The 14,776-nt window shown below is 45.9% G+C and carries 12 protein-coding genes, 14 tRNA genes, 2 rRNA genes and 2 pseudogenes (1 of these 30 running past the window's edge); 21 read left to right on the top strand and 9 right to left on the bottom strand.

Annotation, left to right across the window (positions count from 1 at the left end; translation table 11 throughout):
• From MHB46_RS09280 to MHB46_RS09200, 17 genes are all read left to right on the top strand, one after another.
• A 23S ribosomal RNA gene (locus MHB46_RS09280) occupies nt 1-1,058 on the top strand (it extends 1,869 nt beyond the left edge of the window).
• A 150-nt stretch (nt 1,059-1,208) separates the two neighbouring features.
• Nucleotides 1,209-1,325, top strand: a 5S ribosomal RNA gene (gene rrf / locus MHB46_RS09275).
• Between the two features lie 70 nt (nt 1,326-1,395).
• Nucleotides 1,396-1,471, top strand: a tRNA-Ala gene (locus MHB46_RS09270).
• A gap of 4 nt (nt 1,472-1,475) precedes the next feature.
• A tRNA-Asn gene (locus MHB46_RS09265) sits at nt 1,476-1,551 on the top strand.
• Between the two features lie 3 nt (nt 1,552-1,554).
• Nucleotides 1,555-1,646: transfer RNA gene (locus tag MHB46_RS09260), tRNA-Ser, on the top strand.
• Between the two features lie 17 nt (nt 1,647-1,663).
• A tRNA-Glu gene (locus MHB46_RS09255) sits at nt 1,664-1,735 on the top strand.
• A 9-nt stretch (nt 1,736-1,744) separates the two neighbouring features.
• Nucleotides 1,745-1,820, top strand: a tRNA-Val gene (locus tag MHB46_RS09250).
• A 26-nt stretch (nt 1,821-1,846) separates the two neighbouring features.
• Nucleotides 1,847-1,920 (top strand) — tRNA-Met (locus tag MHB46_RS09245).
• A 27-nt stretch (nt 1,921-1,947) separates the two neighbouring features.
• Nucleotides 1,948-2,024, top strand: a tRNA-Asp gene (locus tag MHB46_RS09240).
• Between the two features lie 13 nt (nt 2,025-2,037).
• Nucleotides 2,038-2,113: transfer RNA gene (locus tag MHB46_RS09235), tRNA-Thr, on the top strand.
• 4 nt (nt 2,114-2,117) lie between these two features.
• Nucleotides 2,118-2,203, top strand: a tRNA-Tyr gene (locus MHB46_RS09230).
• A gap of 7 nt (nt 2,204-2,210) precedes the next feature.
• Nucleotides 2,211-2,286: transfer RNA gene (locus MHB46_RS09225), tRNA-Lys, on the top strand.
• A gap of 11 nt (nt 2,287-2,297) precedes the next feature.
• Nucleotides 2,298-2,378: transfer RNA gene (locus MHB46_RS09220), tRNA-Leu, on the top strand.
• Nucleotides 2,379-2,389: 11 nt separating this feature from the next.
• Nucleotides 2,390-2,464, top strand: a tRNA-Gly gene (locus MHB46_RS09215).
• Nucleotides 2,465-2,471: 7 nt separating this feature from the next.
• Nucleotides 2,472-2,548 (top strand) — tRNA-Arg (locus tag MHB46_RS09210).
• Nucleotides 2,549-2,560: 12 nt separating this feature from the next.
• Nucleotides 2,561-2,640 (top strand) — tRNA-Leu (locus MHB46_RS09205).
• 707 nt (nt 2,641-3,347) lie between these two features.
• Nucleotides 3,348-3,611 carry a hypothetical protein gene (locus tag MHB46_RS09200; RefSeq protein WP_231109524.1) on the top strand — a complete coding sequence of 88 codons (264 nt, stop codon included), beginning with the start codon at nt 3,348-3,350 and terminating at the stop codon, nt 3,609-3,611.
• A gap of 194 nt (nt 3,612-3,805) precedes the next feature.
• Here the strand turns inward: MHB46_RS09200 and MHB46_RS09195 are convergent, their stop codons facing one another.
• The 3 genes and pseudogenes from MHB46_RS09195 to MHB46_RS09185 form a co-directional block, all read right to left on the bottom strand.
• Complete coding sequence (locus tag MHB46_RS09195) at nt 3,806-3,982, bottom strand: hypothetical protein (RefSeq protein WP_196765492.1); 177 nt, start codon at nt 3,980-3,982, stop codon at nt 3,806-3,808.
• A 290-nt stretch (nt 3,983-4,272) separates the two neighbouring features.
• Nucleotides 4,273-4,505 (bottom strand): annotated as a pseudogene (locus tag MHB46_RS09190) (IS110 family transposase); the annotation flags it as partial.
• A gap of 189 nt (nt 4,506-4,694) precedes the next feature.
• Entirely contained in the window at nt 4,695-5,003 is a 309-nt protein-coding gene (locus MHB46_RS09185; protein WP_341162155.1) for a hypothetical protein, read from the bottom strand.
• A 426-nt stretch (nt 5,004-5,429) separates the two neighbouring features.
• Here MHB46_RS09185 and MHB46_RS09180 point away from each other — a divergent pair, with 426 nt between their 5' ends.
• Nucleotides 5,430-5,894, top strand: coding sequence for a phage tail protein (locus tag MHB46_RS09180; RefSeq protein ID WP_341162154.1), 465 nt, complete (start codon nt 5,430-5,432; stop codon nt 5,892-5,894).
• A gap of 494 nt (nt 5,895-6,388) precedes the next feature.
• Here MHB46_RS09180 and MHB46_RS09175 read toward each other — a convergent pair whose 3' ends face one another.
• A complete protein-coding gene (locus MHB46_RS09175) occupies nt 6,389-7,219 on the bottom strand; it encodes an SDR family oxidoreductase (RefSeq protein ID WP_341163714.1) in 831 nt (276 codons plus the stop codon).
• A 46-nt stretch (nt 7,220-7,265) separates the two neighbouring features.
• Nucleotides 7,266-8,018 (bottom strand): SDR family oxidoreductase, encoded by a 753-nt coding sequence (locus MHB46_RS09170; protein WP_341162153.1) that lies wholly within the window; start codon nt 8,016-8,018, stop codon nt 7,266-7,268.
• A gap of 146 nt (nt 8,019-8,164) precedes the next feature.
• On the opposite strand from MHB46_RS09170, the gene MHB46_RS09165 reads away from it, so the two are divergent.
• The gene (locus MHB46_RS09165) at nt 8,165-8,842 is read left to right on the top strand and encodes a TetR/AcrR family transcriptional regulator (RefSeq protein ID WP_103049047.1); all 678 of its coding nucleotides are present in this window, start codon (nt 8,165-8,167) and stop codon (nt 8,840-8,842) included.
• Nucleotides 8,843-9,317: 475 nt separating this feature from the next.
• Nucleotides 9,318-10,427, top strand: a complete 1,110-nt coding sequence (locus MHB46_RS09160; protein WP_341163713.1) for a collagen-like protein — start codon at nt 9,318-9,320, stop codon at nt 10,425-10,427.
• Between the two features lie 444 nt (nt 10,428-10,871).
• On the opposite strand, the gene MHB46_RS09155 is transcribed toward MHB46_RS09160, so the two are convergent.
• The 3 genes and pseudogenes from MHB46_RS09155 to MHB46_RS09145 form a co-directional block, all read right to left on the bottom strand.
• On the bottom strand, nt 10,872-11,633 hold the full coding sequence (locus tag MHB46_RS09155) for an SDR family oxidoreductase (protein WP_103049046.1): 762 nt from the start codon (nt 11,631-11,633) through the stop codon (nt 10,872-10,874).
• Nucleotides 11,634-11,648: 15 nt separating this feature from the next.
• A complete protein-coding gene (locus tag MHB46_RS09150) occupies nt 11,649-12,029 on the bottom strand; it encodes a MerR family transcriptional regulator (protein WP_134902705.1) in 381 nt (126 codons plus the stop codon).
• 76 nt (nt 12,030-12,105) lie between these two features.
• Nucleotides 12,106-12,375 (bottom strand): annotated as a pseudogene (locus MHB46_RS09145) (aldo/keto reductase); the annotation flags it as partial.
• 639 nt (nt 12,376-13,014) lie between these two features.
• Here MHB46_RS09145 and MHB46_RS09140 point away from each other — a divergent pair.
• Nucleotides 13,015-13,395 carry a winged helix-turn-helix transcriptional regulator gene (locus MHB46_RS09140; RefSeq protein ID WP_341162152.1) on the top strand — a complete coding sequence of 127 codons (381 nt, stop codon included), beginning with the start codon at nt 13,015-13,017 and terminating at the stop codon, nt 13,393-13,395.
• Nucleotides 13,396-13,442: 47 nt separating this feature from the next.
• Here the strand turns inward: MHB46_RS09140 and MHB46_RS09135 are convergent, their stop codons facing one another.
• Nucleotides 13,443-14,513: an SDR family oxidoreductase gene (locus MHB46_RS09135; RefSeq protein WP_341162151.1), complete on the bottom strand. Its 1,071-nt coding sequence runs from the start codon at nt 14,511-14,513 to the stop codon at nt 13,443-13,445.
• Nucleotides 14,514-14,776 lie beyond the last annotated feature (263 nt).

Below are 14,776 nucleotides of genomic sequence, written 5' to 3'. Positions count from 1 at the left end.
CGGTGCTGGAAGGTTAAGGGGAGTGGTAAGCCCTTCGGGGCGAAGCTATGAACCGAAGCCCCAGTAAACGGCGGCCGTAACTATAACGGTCCTAAGGTAGCGAAATTCCTTGTCAGGTAAATTCTGACCCGCACGAATGGCGTAACGACTTGGGCGCTGTCTCAACGAGAGATCCGGTGAAATTTTAATACCTGTGAAGATGCAGGTTACCCGCGACAAGACGGAAAGACCCCATGGAGCTTTACTGCAGCTTGATATTGAATTTGGGTACGATCTGTACAGGATAGGTGGGAGCCGTAGAATCTTGAGCGCCAGCTTGAGAGGAGGCATCCTTGGGATACCACCCTGATCGTATCTAGGTTCTAACTTGGTACCGTGATCCGGTGCGAGGACAGTGTCAGGTGGGCAGTTTGACTGGGGCGGTCGCCTCCTAAAGAGTAACGGAGGCGCCCCAAGGTTCCCTCAGAATGGTTGGAAATCATTCGAAGAGTGCAAAGGCAGAAGGGAGCTTGACTGCGAGACCTACAAGTCGAGCAGGGACGAAAGTCGGGCTTAGTGATCCGGTGGTACCGCATGGAAGGGCCATCGCTCAACGGATAAAAGCTACCCTGGGGATAACAGGCTTATCTCCCCCAAGAGTCCACATCGACGGGGAGGTTTGGCACCTCGATGTCGGCTCATCGCATCCTGGGGCTGAAGTAGGTCCCAAGGGTTGGGCTGTTCGCCCATTAAAGCGGTACGCGAGCTGGGTTCAGAACGTCGTGAGACAGTTCGGTCCCTATCTGTCGTGGGCGTAGGAAATTTGAGAGGAGCTGTCCTTAGTACGAGAGGACCGGGATGGACGTACCGCTGGTGTACCAGTTGTTCCGCCAGGAGCACCGCTGGGTAGCTATGTACGGAAGGGATAAGCGCTGAAAGCATCTAAGCGTGAAGCCCCCCTCAAGATGAGATTTCCCAGTATGTAAGACCCCTTGAAGACGACGAGGTAGATAGGTTGGGGGTGGAAGTGCAGTAATGCATGGAGCTGACCAATACTAATCGGTCGAGGGCTTATCCTAAATAAAACGCAAATGAGTTTCGGATCCAGTTTTCAGGGTGTAACCTTGAAGGTATGTAGAAATACATACATACAAGCGCATGGCTATTCATGCACACGATAAGTGATGAACTGAATAACCGTACGGTAGAATTTACGATGTAAATTCATGTTTGGTGGCGATAGCGGAGGGGTTCCACACGTACCCATCCCGAACACGACCGTTAAGCCCTCCAGCGCCGATGGTACTTGGACCGCAGGGTCCTGGGAGAGTAGGACGTCGCCAAGCAACCCCACAATGGGGATTTTTTTTCGCCTATCAGGCTATTGATTATACATACAAAATTGATTTTTTAGATGGGGCTATAGCTCAGCTGGGAGAGCGCCTGCCTTGCACGCAGGAGCTCAGGGGTTCGATCCCCCTTGGCTCCACCAATATTCCCTGATAGCTCAGTTGGTAGAGCACTCGACTGTTAATCGAGTTGTCACAGGTTCGAGTCCTGTTCGGGGAGCCATGTGGAGAGGTGTCCGAGTTGGCCGAAGGAGCACGATTGGAAATCGTGTAGGCGCCAAAAGCGTCTCGAGGGTTCGAATCCCTCTCTCTCCGCCAGAATTATTTTATTGCATGGCCCGTTGGTCAAGGGGTTAAGACACCTCCCTTTCACGGAGGTAACAGGGGTTCGAATCCCCTACGGGTCATAGTAATTCGGAGGCTTAGCTCAGCTGGGAGAGCATCTGCCTTACAAGCAGAGGGTCGGGGGTTCGAGCCCCTCAGCCTCCACCATTTGAAAAATAAATAATTATTACTGTCGCGGGGTGGAGCAGTTCGGTAGCTCGTCGGGCTCATAACCCGAAGGTCGCAGGTTCAAATCCTGCCTCCGCAATTACTTTCAACTAAGAGAGTTGCCTCTGGAACCGTGGTGTAGAGGCCCAACATGCCTGCCTGTCACGCAGGAGATCGCGGGTTCGAATCCCGTCGGTTCCGCCATTTAACTTAATATGCCGGTGTAGCTCAACTGGTAGAGCAACTGACTTGTAATCAGTAGGTTGGGGGTTCAAGTCCTCTCGCCGGCACCATTTTGGAGGATTAGCGAAGTGGCCAAACGCATCAGACTGTAAATCTGCTCCCTTACGGGTTCGGTGGTTCGAATCCATCATCCTCCACCAGTTTTACGAGCCATTAGCTCAGTTGGTAGAGCACCTGACTTTTAATCAGGGTGTCGAAGGTTCGAGTCCTTCATGGCTCACCATTGTATTACATGCGCGTGTGGCGGAATTGGCAGACGCACTAGACTTAGGATCTAGCGTCTTTGACGTGGGGGTTCAAGTCCCTCCACGCGCATCTTGTTTTTTGCGGACGTGGCTCAGCGGTAGAGCATCGCCTTGCCAAGGCGAGGGTCGCGGGTTCGATTCCCGTCGTCCGCTCCATTTATTAGTCCCCTTAGCTCAGCTGGATAGAGCGTTTGACTACGAATCAAAAGGTCGGGAGTTCGAATCTCTCAGGGGACGCCATTAACTTCATAAGCCGGTGTGGCGGAATTGGCAGACGCGCGCGACTCAAAATCGTGAGGGAAACCGTGGAGGTTCGAGTCCTCTCACCGGCATCTATTTCGGATGTAGCTCAATGGTAAAACTCAGCCTTCTAAGCTGGTAGCGTGGGTCCGATTCCCATTACCCGCTTTATATATATGAAAAAGGAGAGATGGCTTATTTTTATGCCATCTCTCCTTTTTTACTTTTAAACTGTTTTTATCGACATCACAAGCAGTAGAAACTCCAAGCCAATCTCCTCCATATACTTAAGTTTCAGCTCGTAGTTCAATTCTTGAAGGCAATATCAGCATGCAGACAGAAAATTTCATCGGAAATTACCCCGCCTCCAGCACCCCGCAACCTAACTCTGGTATCGGCGAGAGAAGCAACCGCACCAGATCCAAAACTTCAATCTGCTTACCGTTCAATAGGCTTTGAGCGAAGCGCTGACCGGAGTCTTCTTCGTCTGAGAAGCAACTGGACATGGTGACCATGGATATCACGATGCCAGATATGACAGGTGCACACGAGGCTTTCTATGGATAGGGCGTACAACTAACGAGGAACGATAGTTAAATAACACACAATGTTGAGCAGGCGCTTCAAGTCTGCTCTCTTTTTATTAAACTAAAGGGCAGGATAGTTATAAATATGTTAAAATAAGGGAGAATAAAATCAGAGGTGAGCTAATGTTCAATCCGAAGATCTTCTTCTATTAGTTGTGTCTAAGGTCATGGCTTCAAATGCCAAAATCTAACCCGGCACAACGGGGATGAAGATGTTTACACGGGAAGAGATTCAATTCTGGGAAGATGAGAAACAGCAAAGTCTGGAGATCAATAATAAGCCCAAAGATCCAAGAAAAGAGAAGCTTAAGGATTTCCGTAAAGGAATCAAGAGTGTTCATTACAACAAAGAATGTAAGATAGCAAGAAAAGATGATTATCGTCTGTATAGAACAAAAATGAAACGACTGATGCGTAGTGAAGAATACGAGCTCCTACACAGTTACAAACGAACGAGTGGTTGGATTACTTGGTAAATTAGGTAGCCTTTGAATGAACTCATCCTATTGTTGAAGTGAGTAGCAGTAGGGCAGTTCATGAGGGGCTGCTTTTTTTCATTGAGCTAACGGGCAGTTTAGTTGAACAAGATAAGTGGAGGTTTTATGTCGCATTTGACGCAAACTGTGAAGGAGGAAGCTGGGAAAATGATAGCTAAGTGTAAAGTGTTGAGTTAACTATCCAGCTTGTTTGTTGATGTCTTTAATGTTTGTGCAGCCTCATCGAGATAGATATCTAAATAAGTACCATCAGTAAATTTAATAACCACAGCATTAGTAGTGATGGCGACATCTTCAATCGTCCTACCTTTAAGTTTTTCAGGTATAACTTTGAAATTAGTCGATTCCACATTCATCAAATCCTTTCATTGATTACACATCTTAGTAATCGGTAATAAGTATATAAAACCTATATTAGTCTAACACTTCTCATAATAAAAGTAAAAGATGAATGATAGAAATACTGAACAGTACGAAGATATTGTGTAATAAAAGAAAGCGTGCTTATTCAACTAACGAGGAACGTTAGTTAAATAAAGAACAGCGGTAGTCTAGGACTTTCTCCTTTTTCAGTCCAAGGATGCCGCTATTACTATATTCAATTCAGTCTAATACTATATTTTTATCAGACACCGGCTTTCAGAACGGCATCAGAGGTGGGGAACTCCAATAAGGTTTTCAACGACACCGCAGAATGAAGATCTCCGATAAACACCCTTGTATTCAGGAGACATCTGATCCAATGCGGCTTGGAACTGCAGTTTAATTTGAATATATAGACCGGTAAACGCGTCATGCTGTCGCGATAAGTTTCGGAGATTCAAGCAACTGAACGCCCCTTGTTTTATAATGATCAAAGTCTTCTTTGTAGAAATAAAATCATCTTCGGTTGATTACTCCTCGGGTAAAAGTTATGAACGGTTGACCTTGGCTTCAAAACGCTTTTCCAGCTCGTCCCAGTTGGGTGTAGGGACCCGGGTCTGTTCCTTCCAAAGGTGAAACACGCAGCTCAAAGCTACGATTTCCCCTACGGATCCGTCAACCAGTCGGCTGATCGGCATCCTATGATAAATTTTCATAAAAAGGCGCATTAACGCCGGTCGTTTGCGGATTAGTCACGCTTGCGCGGCCGGCGTTAGCGGATATTGTAAGGCCTCTAACCACGCGAAAGCCTTCGTCCATAGCGGCGATCATCTGCCGCAACAACTTGTCGTCCCCGGCGGTTTTTTTCATTTGACGCTCGTGTATAACCGTTACAAAGTTTAGCGCAATGATAGGCACGATATAATTCTTCAACCGTGCATCTATATTTTCATGATAGATAGGTATCGTACTTATTTGGTTTACATATGCGGGTACGCCCCCTTCCATGCAGAGGGTCTTTCCCAAACAAACATGGCCTAACGGCTACCATCATGAATGGAAATGTCTTGGCTTGTGAATCTGAACCTCCTTAATGGAGGTTCAGGGCACAGGCCGAGAGTTTTTTGTTAGGACATACTCTGAGTCCTTAATTTCCCGACCTCGAGGAACTATAGGCAGCATCGTATTATCTCGCTGGTCGAATATTTAAAGCGGTGTTTGTGAATACCAGTCTATGTAAACACTATTTAACAAACTAACAAATTCGCCATTCAAAATCTTCTCTTGAATCAATTTTGGTATACTATGTGGTAGATAAGAGAATTAATTTGAAGTCTGGCTATATGTGTGTTTCTACAACAACTTGAAAATGAATTCGATTTTGGTGAAATGCGGAAGCTGTTAGGGCGTAAAGAGAGAAGAGGGGGAATGGAAATGTCGTATCTCGTTGATTTTAGAGATGTATCTACGGTTGGTTTAGAGTCTTCACCTGTAGCAGAAGCGCTTGCTGGTTTACGTGCTAATGAAGCCCGTTATTTTATGAACAAATACAAGTATGAATTTACGGTTGTACCAGCTAGCGAAAGCCAGGAGAGCCTTGATTATGTGAACCGAATTTTGATAGAAGAACGTGATATTGCGTTTGCGGCTAAACCTTTAGAAACGTCGCGTTTTCAAGTGGAAAATATCCAATTTACCTACGTTTTTTATGAGGATGGTCTTGCAATCAATGTCATGTATACGGTGGATGACCCTAAAAAGCGGGCCGTTGGTTTTAAGCTTTCTGAGGGGATGGAGGTACCAAAGGAGCTAGAAGGGAAGTTTAAGTTTGCTAGGCAGAAGTCTAAACTAGCTGGAACAATCCGGGGCTCGTTTTTTGTAATTAAAGGACAATATTAAAGTAAGCAAAAGCGCAAATGGAGGAATCCAGCCCCTTATTCACTTTGCAAAAAAATGTGAAATCAAAGAAAGGGCTATCCCGCAAAAGGATGGCCCTTTTTGAAAGAATGATGAAAAGCAATTTTGATTGAAAAAATTCTAGAAAGAAGAGGAAAAGCTACCGCTTATCGTATGATTATCAAACAGGAAGATCGCGGGTAGTCTCTGATAAGGAGACTATTTTTTTGAGAACCTGCCCCTTCAGCCAACGCGGTGAACCATACCATAAGTGAAGATGAAAAATTTTCTTGGGGAAGTGACCTAACAATACGATTAGCCAGAATAGTTTGATGCGAATGAAGATAACAACACTTTGTGTGGTATACACTCGTGTTGATCTCGTTATAATATCCAAACTTCTATTTCATACATGTTGTTGTTAGTCCATGTCTTGCTTCGCTTTTCTCGAGTGCTTTATTAAGCGGCCCATGATCGATTCTCTGTCTCACCTCCAATCAGTTGTTGAAGTAGTGAGACTGTTGGAGGTCGTGGATCAGTGCAGGTTGCACAGGCCGCCATCCCAGAAGTTCCTGAGTTGCAACGCTTGATCTCGGGATATCGAGCGCTGCAAGTGTGCTGAGGAAGCCGAAGTGGGTGTCTGCTTCTTCACGTGAAATGCTGACTACAGGCACGTTCAGGTGTTTACCGATAACACTTGCGATGTCGCGAAATGGCACGCCTTCATCTGCGACCCCATTTAGTCGTGAACCAGTGGGTGCCTTTTCTAACGCAAGGCGGTATAGATGTGCGGCGTCAAGGCGGTGCACAGCCGGCCAGCGGTTGCTCCCCTCTTCCACATAGGCTGAGAAGCCCTTCGTTTTGGCAATGTTGATCAGTCTCGGCACAAATCCTGTGTCACCCTCACCGTGTACCGAAGGACAAAGCTCTACGATCGATGTCCGCACTCCGCGCTCAGCCAGCAATAACATTACGTTTTCTGCTGCAACTCCATTGGCGTGCGTGGTGATCACGAACGGCTTACCGGACCCTTCCAGCGCCGCCCCCATCGCTTCGACGGCGTGAAGATCTGCTGTGAGTGCCCTGGCGAAGTTCGAGAAGTCGTGATTGAATGCCAGATGAATAATGCCATCCGCAGCAGCCGCACCACTACGAAGGCTGTCGAGATCGTCGATGTCACCGCGGTGCACTTCGGCCCCGGCCTCTTTTAGTTTCGCAGCGCTATTGTCTGAGCGCACAAGACCGACGACCTGATGACCCGCATCAATGAGTTCACGGACGACAGCAGAACCGATGTAACCTGTTGCTCCTGTTACGAAAACACGCATCATGAAATCCCCCTTAGGCTACTAACCATTGTTGTATAAATTATAATTACCACGCGATGGGTCCATCCTCATCTGAGAACGTTCCTGTTGGGCCGTCCGCACCAATCATCGCAAGCCGGACCGCTTCACGCGCCCCTTGTTCAACACTACGAGTGCCAGCAAAATTATTGAGCGCAGTCGATGTAAAACCTGGACATGCCGCATTGACCTTGATGTTTGTCGATTCAAGCGCAAAGGCAAAGGCAAGTGTCACCGCATGAACAGCCGATTTTGACGCCGAATAGGCCCCAAACATTGCACGATGTGAGTTTTTCGGAATGGAGTTCCAGCTAAGGGAGCCGCCGGTGCTGCCCATGTTGACGATGCGTGCTGCCGGAGCCTCACGTAAAAGTGGCAACATGGCCTGGGTGACAGCAATGACACCAAAAACATTAGTTTCATAAATCGAACGAATGTCTTCGAGCGAAGCAACGGTCAAAAGACCGCTCGTCGCGCCACTGCTCGGAAACGGATCTCCCGGTTTACCTGCGTGTGATATGGCCGCATTGTTCACAAGTACATTGAGACGACCAAATTCGTTCCGAATACGCTCTGCTGCAGCAACAATGGAGTCCTGATCGGTAACGTCGAGCTGGAGAGCGTGCGCATCCGAACCGATGCTTTTGGAGGCAGTTTCTCCATTCTCGAGGCTGCGTGATCCGACGAGCACGGTGAAGCCGTGTTCCGCTAGATCCTTCGCAATTTGTAAACCTATTCCTTTATTGGCACCGGTGATCAAGGCTACGGGTTTGTCCTGCATGGTTGTAATCTCCTTTTTGGTATGGGGTACCATCTATATATTTCCCGTTGGGTGTGGGATAATGATATTAAATCACACAAAATCGAAACTGTAAAGTTCCGGAACTGATAAGTTCTTAAATATATATTTTAAAAGGAGCTAAGTTTATGAGTAAAATAAAAAAGAAAATGTCTGAGAGGAGCGAATTATCTGAGGTTGTGGCAGAAAAGCCTGCGCAAACATTGGGCCGCAAGCGAGATCACACGCGGGATGATAAAATCCTTGAGGCGGCAATCGCCATCCTCGCCGATACGAGTTTCGATGGTATGACAATGGACATGGTCGCGGCTCGAGCAAAGGCTGGGAAGGCGACGGTTTACCGCCGCTGGTCTTCCAAGGCGGAGTTAGTCCGAGACGCCTTGGCATGGATGAATCGAAATCATCTTGAGCTCGAAAGCTTGCCTGATACAGGAACCTTGCGCGAAGATCTCCTCGTGCTTTTGAAGCCGCAATCGATCGCGGAAGAAGAACGCAAATTTCGAGTCCTAGCGGGCCTAGGCTCCTTTTTGCAGCATCCGGAATTTGCCGAAGCAGGAACAGCCGGGATTTTCGAGCCATGGGTTGTTGTAAACCGCGAGCTTATGAACCGAGCCGTCGTCCGCGGTGAAATTCCTGCTCACGCGGACATTGAGATGGCTTGCCAGGTCATTACTTCAATGGCTTCTTTTCGCGGCCTCATCCAGCGCAAACCGTTCGACAAGCCTTTCTTCACAGCGCTAATCGATGGTATTCTACTGCCTGCACTCAAAAACCCGCAAACAGATCCAAATATCATGGACCGATGATGACCAGGCGCTTACCAGAAGAATCTACAAGGTGGATCAAGATGTGAGCAGGATTGGTTCAGGATAGTGAGCCTAGGAGAAAAATATTACGGAGTCGAACGCTTTGTTGTATTTATCACAGAACGGGAACGATACTTGAATTTAGAACAGGGAGCACACGGCCACTGTGAGGTACAAAAAAAGACTCAAATGTGATTTTGGTTGACGCAGTGAAGGATGATTTAAATTATGTAATCATACTGAAAGAGTGTTGTGGTTTGTGGTATAACATCACCCTACTAAACACCCAATATTCTAAAAATGGTTTTTAGTCTAGCGAATAACCGGCCATTCGTCCATGCCTAAAATAAACAACTCACGTACACTGAACTATATTTATAGGGAGGTGTCGTTGTTGAGTTGTCTGGATAAAAAAAATCGTGCAAAAAGAAAACCACAATTGTTTGTCATCCAAAAGAAAAGAAAAAAGAAACTGTTGAGTTTTCTGGATAAAAAAAAATCGTGCAAAAAGAAAACCGCAATTGTTTGCCATCCAAAAGGTAAGAAAAAGAAACGACGTCTTCTAGTTATTAAAAAAATAGTGCGGGTACCGTGTCCCCCACCTAAAGGTCAGCAATTACTTCAAGGACTTGCGGGAGCAATTGCAGAAGCTGGACCTCAAGGACTTGCAGGAGCACTTGGCCCCCAAGGATTGGCAGGGCTTGCAGGAGCAATAGGGGCACTCGGACCCGAAGGACTTGCAGGAGCACTTGGCCCCCAAGGATTGGCAGGGATTGCAGGAGCGATAGGCGCACTTGGTCCCGAAGGACTTGCAGGAGCACTTGGCCCCCAAGGATTGGCAGGGATTGCAGGAGCGATAGGGGCACTTGGCCCCCAAGGACTTGCAGGAGCACTTGGCCCCCAAGGATTGGCAGGGATTGCAGGAGCGATAGGGGCACTCGGACCCGAAGGACTTGCAGGAGCACTTGGCCCCCAAGGATTGGCAGGGATTGCAGGAGCAATTGGCGCAGCTGGGTTGGCAGGACCAGCGGGACCAGCGGGACCAGCAGGAGCAGCAGGAGCAGCAGGACCGGTAGGACCAGCGGGACCAGTAGGAGCAACAGGACTAACAGGACCAGCAGGAGCAACAGGCCCAGCGGGACCCGCAGGGCCGGCAGGTGGAGTATTAGGCTTTGCAGACTTTTTTGCCTTGATGCCTCCTGATAATGCAGCAACTGTTGCTCCCGACACGGACGTAAGTTTTCCGCAAGATGGTCCAATCAGTGGGACTGAAATTACGCGTGTAAATGCGAGCTCATTTAACCTGGCTGCAATTGGTACTTATCAGGTTCTGTTTCAGGTAGGTGTAAATGAACCGGGTCAACTCATTTTAACACTCAACGGCGCTGACCTGGCTTATACGGTGGTCGGGCGTGCAACAGGTACTTCTCAAATAGTAGGAATGGCTCTTGTGCAAACAACGGTCATAAATTCAGTGCTCACAGTTCGAAATCCTGCTGGTAATGCCGCGGCACTCACGATCACTCCATTAGCTGGAGGAACAAGGCCAGTTTCCGCACACCTTGTTATTACGCAAATTGCATAAAGGAAAAGAAATGCCGTGTTTTTCGGTAAAAAGGTAAATATAAAACAGAGACCGCGCTGATATTTCTGAGTTTAATATGTATCAACTAACGAGACACGGTAGTTGAATTACTGACAATCAGGCCGCCGATTACTTTGGTGGCCTTCTACGCATTGTAGTGATGATGAAAATTTTTTGCAGTTATTGATCATTTTCGGCACCAAGCGGGCAGGCGTGCTGGGGAAAGTAGCGATGCGAATGGTGAACGAGCAAGTTACTCTACGATAAAGCGAATGAACTGAATGCTGTTTTTTTACAGAACCCAGGGTGGGTAAATTATTGAGCGACTTTCTAACATATCCTTCCTGACATTACCGTTTAGCTTGAGAAGGATAAGATATTAAAGAAACTCGCCATAACAGTGGCGAGTCTGCATTTTCTAGTAGTGCTTTTCTCGAAAACGAGTTATTCAATAGAGTTTTTCGTTGCGTTATACATATTTTCTACGTATTGGTCCACTTCATCTCGTGACATGCGTAAGCGAGCCACAGAAGTGCCGTATCCGATTTCATGTTTGCCCTCTTCCAATCCTTTGAATATTCCATCTGCGAAGGCATCCAATGGTTCTCCATGCGTATGCAGCCCGGCTCCACCTAAATTTGTACTCACTGCCGGAGGAGCAACTTCAATTACTTCTACAGACGTATCTGAAAGTTGGTGTCTCAGGCTGATGGTAAATGAATGAAGTGCCGCTTTCGTTGCCGAATAGATCGGAGCAATCACAAACGGCGTAAAGGCCAACCCGGAAGTGACGTTAATAATCGTCGCCTCTTCTTTTGTTGCAAAGTATGGAGCGAACAGCATGGATAGATGGAAAGGTGCTTCAATGTTCGTTGTAATTTCTTTACTGATATCATTCCAATGATGCTTCGCATCCGTTTTGAGTACATTAAAGCGTTGTTGAATACCGGCGTTGTTGACTAACACATTGATTTCTGGATAGTTGGCTGTTACCCAATCAAACAATGCGATACGCTCGGGTTCACTATCCAAATCACTTACACGAGTAATAAGGTTAGGAAACTTTTCGTTTGCCTGCTGAAGTACCTGTTCACGTCGTCCGGTAACAATGACTGTATTTCCAGCTTTGATAAAACGCTCTGCAAAAGCTAAACCGATTCCAGAACTTCCGCCTGTAATGAGTATTGTATTTCCTGAAAGTTTCATTATATTTTCTCTCCTCTATCCGTTTTCATTTCTTTCCTGAATCTGATTTGTATATCGTGTAATTTTAAAGTCTATTCCCTTTAAGGATTCTGTCATCATCGAAATTTCATCGAGTACAGCTTGCTTGTGATTCTGCATCATGTTAAGCCGGGTTTCGAGGGTGCTATTTCCTTCTAATATCCAATCAATATACTGCTTAATATGGCTAATGGGCATATGCGTGTTTTTTAAACAAATAACCGTTTCAAGGAGCGCCATCTGGTTTTCTGAAAATAACCGCCTTCCAGCTTCATCACGCTCGATTAATGGCAGGAGTCCTTTTTTTTCATAATAACGTAACGTTGATTCTGGAATATTGAATTTGGCTGAAGCTTCGCTAATGGAACAATACTTCATCTGGAGACCTCCAAATTGTATCTAACTCTGTCGACAGGAACATCATACGACTTAAACCATAGTTTAAGTCAACTCATAATCGGGAAGAACTTCTCTCGGACATTGCCCCATCCTGAACCCAAAGTTTCGTAGTGATAAATAGTTCCTCTCTTGTCACGCCACTACGTTCGATCGCTCTGCCAACGGCTTCTTCATTTAAATAAGAGGCAGCGGTATCTATCAACCGATAGCCTGCCATAATAGCGTCATAAACACTTTGTTCACATTCATTTGCATCTTGGATCTGATAAACACCAAAACCGAGTATAGGCATCTCAATCCCATTGTTCAAAGTTACTTTTTGCATATAAAATCCTCCAGTATTTTTAATTATTATGTGTAAATCAACTACAATCCATATTCATAACAGACACCCACTTCACATCCTTATTATGCACCAGATGACAAAGCGATCGTTATCCCGTTCGTGCCAAATGTTTGCCTAATCCTCTCACTACCACCTATTTAACAGATAAATATGGACTATAATCGAACTATAAAGAATGAGGAAACGGAGAGGATCAAATGTCTGAAATAGTCACTAAGCAGCAAAATGAACGTGCCAAAATGATTAAATGTTATGCAGAAATCGATGGTGTTCACGCTACTGCCATTCCGTCATTAGTTTTCATACGCGACTCTAAAAGCGTCTAAAAGCATAAAAAGGTTCAAAATATAACGAAACCAGTTAAGGGAAGGGAAATACTTTTACGGAATGTAAGCAAAACTTAATTTAATTCGGGGTTCAACTAACGGGAAACGATAGTTGAATTTAGAACAGGAAGCATACCGCTGCGGCAAATGCTCCCTGTTTCATTGAAGTAACGGGCAGGATAGCCTAATATTTTGGTTGTCGTTATAATGTTTAATAGGGACATTTAATGGCTCCAATTCATCAGGAGTTGCCAATGACCAGTGTCGAAATATTCGAAAAGGGGCAAGTTGTGTGAAAAAGACTGGAAAAATTTACAACACTGCAGTTGAGGCAACTTTAGAGGTAATTGGTGGGAAATGGAAACCTGTTATTCTCTTTCATTTGACATTCGGTAAGAAACGTAATAATGAATTTAAGAGCTTAATTCCCGCAATTACTCAAAAGATGTTAACGCAGCACCTTCGGGAGCTTGAAGAAGAAGGCGTCATCTTACGTATTTCCTATAATCAGGTACCACCTAGAGTTGAGTATGAGTTGACAGACTACGGCTGGAGTCTAAAGGAACTCCTACATCTGATGTGCCGTTGGGGGGATTCGCATATAGAGAGAAAGTACGAGGGAAAGGCTACTGTTTTGGCTAATCCAATGCTTACAGACGTAAATAACAGTTAAGAAACCGACCCAATACAAGGTCGGCTTTCTTATTTTATAACGGTAGTTTACGGGATGACTTTACGCTTGCGGAAGTCGTTGAAGATGTTCATAAACATTGCTTCGGTATCGACGAATTCGTGAAAGCCTAAACGACGAGCCTTAGTTCCGTCTGCAAAAAAATCGTAATCCCATGCAAACACGAAATCGCCGAATAGCCAAGAGGATACGTCTTTATAGGAATTCCGAGCAAGCCCATGCTTCTCAACCATTTTGTTCCAAAGCTGCTCCTTGTCCTCCATGACAACGTCCAGAGACATCTGCAATGGAGGCGCTGTTTCCATACCAAAGTATTGAGCGATCTTCGGCCATAACTCATTCCAACGGAACAGATCGCCGTTCGTAATGTTGAATGCCTGATTCGCACAGCGCTCGTCGGTCGCCGCCCATACTGTTGCCTTTGCGAGAAGCCCAGCGTCTGTCATCTCCAAGAGGCTGTTGTAAGCTCCCGACTTACCTGGAAACCGCAAAGGTATTCCAAGTTCCTTCGAAATTGAAGCGTAAATCGCTATGACCATTGCGAGGTTCATCGGATTTCCAAGCGAGAAGCCACAGACTACAGAAGGACGGAGTGCAGACCAAGTCCAAGCCTTACCTATTTGCCGTTGTTCTAAGAAATCTTGTTGATCAATATTGAACTCAGGAGGCATGTGGTTAGCGTCTGTCTCACGAGCAGGAGTTTTGAACGGGCCGAGATGTGCGCCGTATACCTTATATCCCTGCATCAGACTGACATGTTTCAAGCCCGACGCGATTGGTTCGATCACTTCTACGATGTTCACTAACATGGCGAGGTTCGGTGGAACAAGTTCAGCCCAAGTTTGACGGTCTTGGTAAGCAGCATAAAAAATGTGTGTTACCCCAGTTAAATCACTTAACTTCCCGTGAAGATCGTCTATATTGAGTAGATCCGCAGCCACATATCGAACATGGTTGCTAGATTCTCCACCGCGACGCGATACGCCGATCACGTCCCAATCAGGAAGAGAGATGAGGTGATCAATGAGGTTGCGACCGATAACACCATTCGCACCTACGACCAAGGCGACTTTGCGTGTTGTTGTAGATTCATTATTCATAGTGTTTCAGCTCCTTCAGTACTATTCTTTGTACAACATTATTTTGTATCAACTAACCATACATAGGAAGTACACACTTTAAAGTAACATAAGCACTTTAAAGTAATCGAGGTATATTCAGACAAAAAGAAGCCAGTCAACTCTCTCTTTTCTTTCTTAATCATTATGGTAGATGGGTATACTCGGCGCTAGCTTTCAAAGGTAGTTTAAGTTAACGGGAGACGATAGTTCAAATAATATATAAGACTGCCGGCATGATTCGG

Origin of the sequence: Paenibacillus sp. FSL H7-0703, assembly GCF_038003485.1 — a bacterium.
GTDB lineage: Bacteria > Bacillota > Bacilli > Paenibacillales > Paenibacillaceae > Paenibacillus > Paenibacillus polymyxa_B.
Note: the sequence above shows the minus strand (reverse complement) of the source record. Positions and strands in the feature narration are given on the sequence as shown.

Coding starts and splice junctions, on each gene's coding strand:
- MHB46_RS09165 (WP_103049047.1), top strand. CDS start 8,165: ATGAGTAAAATAAAAAAGAAAATGTCTGAGAGGAGCGAATTATCTGAG.
- MHB46_RS09135 (WP_341162151.1), bottom strand. CDS start 14,513: ATGAATAATGAATCTACAACAACACGCAAAGTCGCCTTGGTCGTAGGT.
- MHB46_RS09170 (WP_341162153.1), bottom strand. CDS start 8,018: ATGCAGGACAAACCCGTAGCCTTGATCACCGGTGCCAATAAAGGAATA.
- MHB46_RS09175 (WP_341163714.1), bottom strand. CDS start 7,219: ATGCGTGTTTTCGTAACAGGAGCAACAGGTTACATCGGTTCTGCTGTC.
- MHB46_RS09180 (WP_341162154.1), top strand. CDS start 5,430: ATGTCGTATCTCGTTGATTTTAGAGATGTATCTACGGTTGGTTTAGAG.
- MHB46_RS09150 (WP_134902705.1), bottom strand. CDS start 12,029: ATGAAGTATTGTTCCATTAGCGAAGCTTCAGCCAAATTCAATATTCCA.
- MHB46_RS09200 (WP_231109524.1), top strand. CDS start 3,348: ATGTTTACACGGGAAGAGATTCAATTCTGGGAAGATGAGAAACAGCAA.
- MHB46_RS09155 (WP_103049046.1), bottom strand. CDS start 11,633: ATGAAACTTTCAGGAAATACAATACTCATTACAGGCGGAAGTTCTGGA.
- MHB46_RS09185 (WP_341162155.1), bottom strand. CDS start 5,003: ATGGAAGGGGGCGTACCCGCATATGTAAACCAAATAAGTACGATACCT.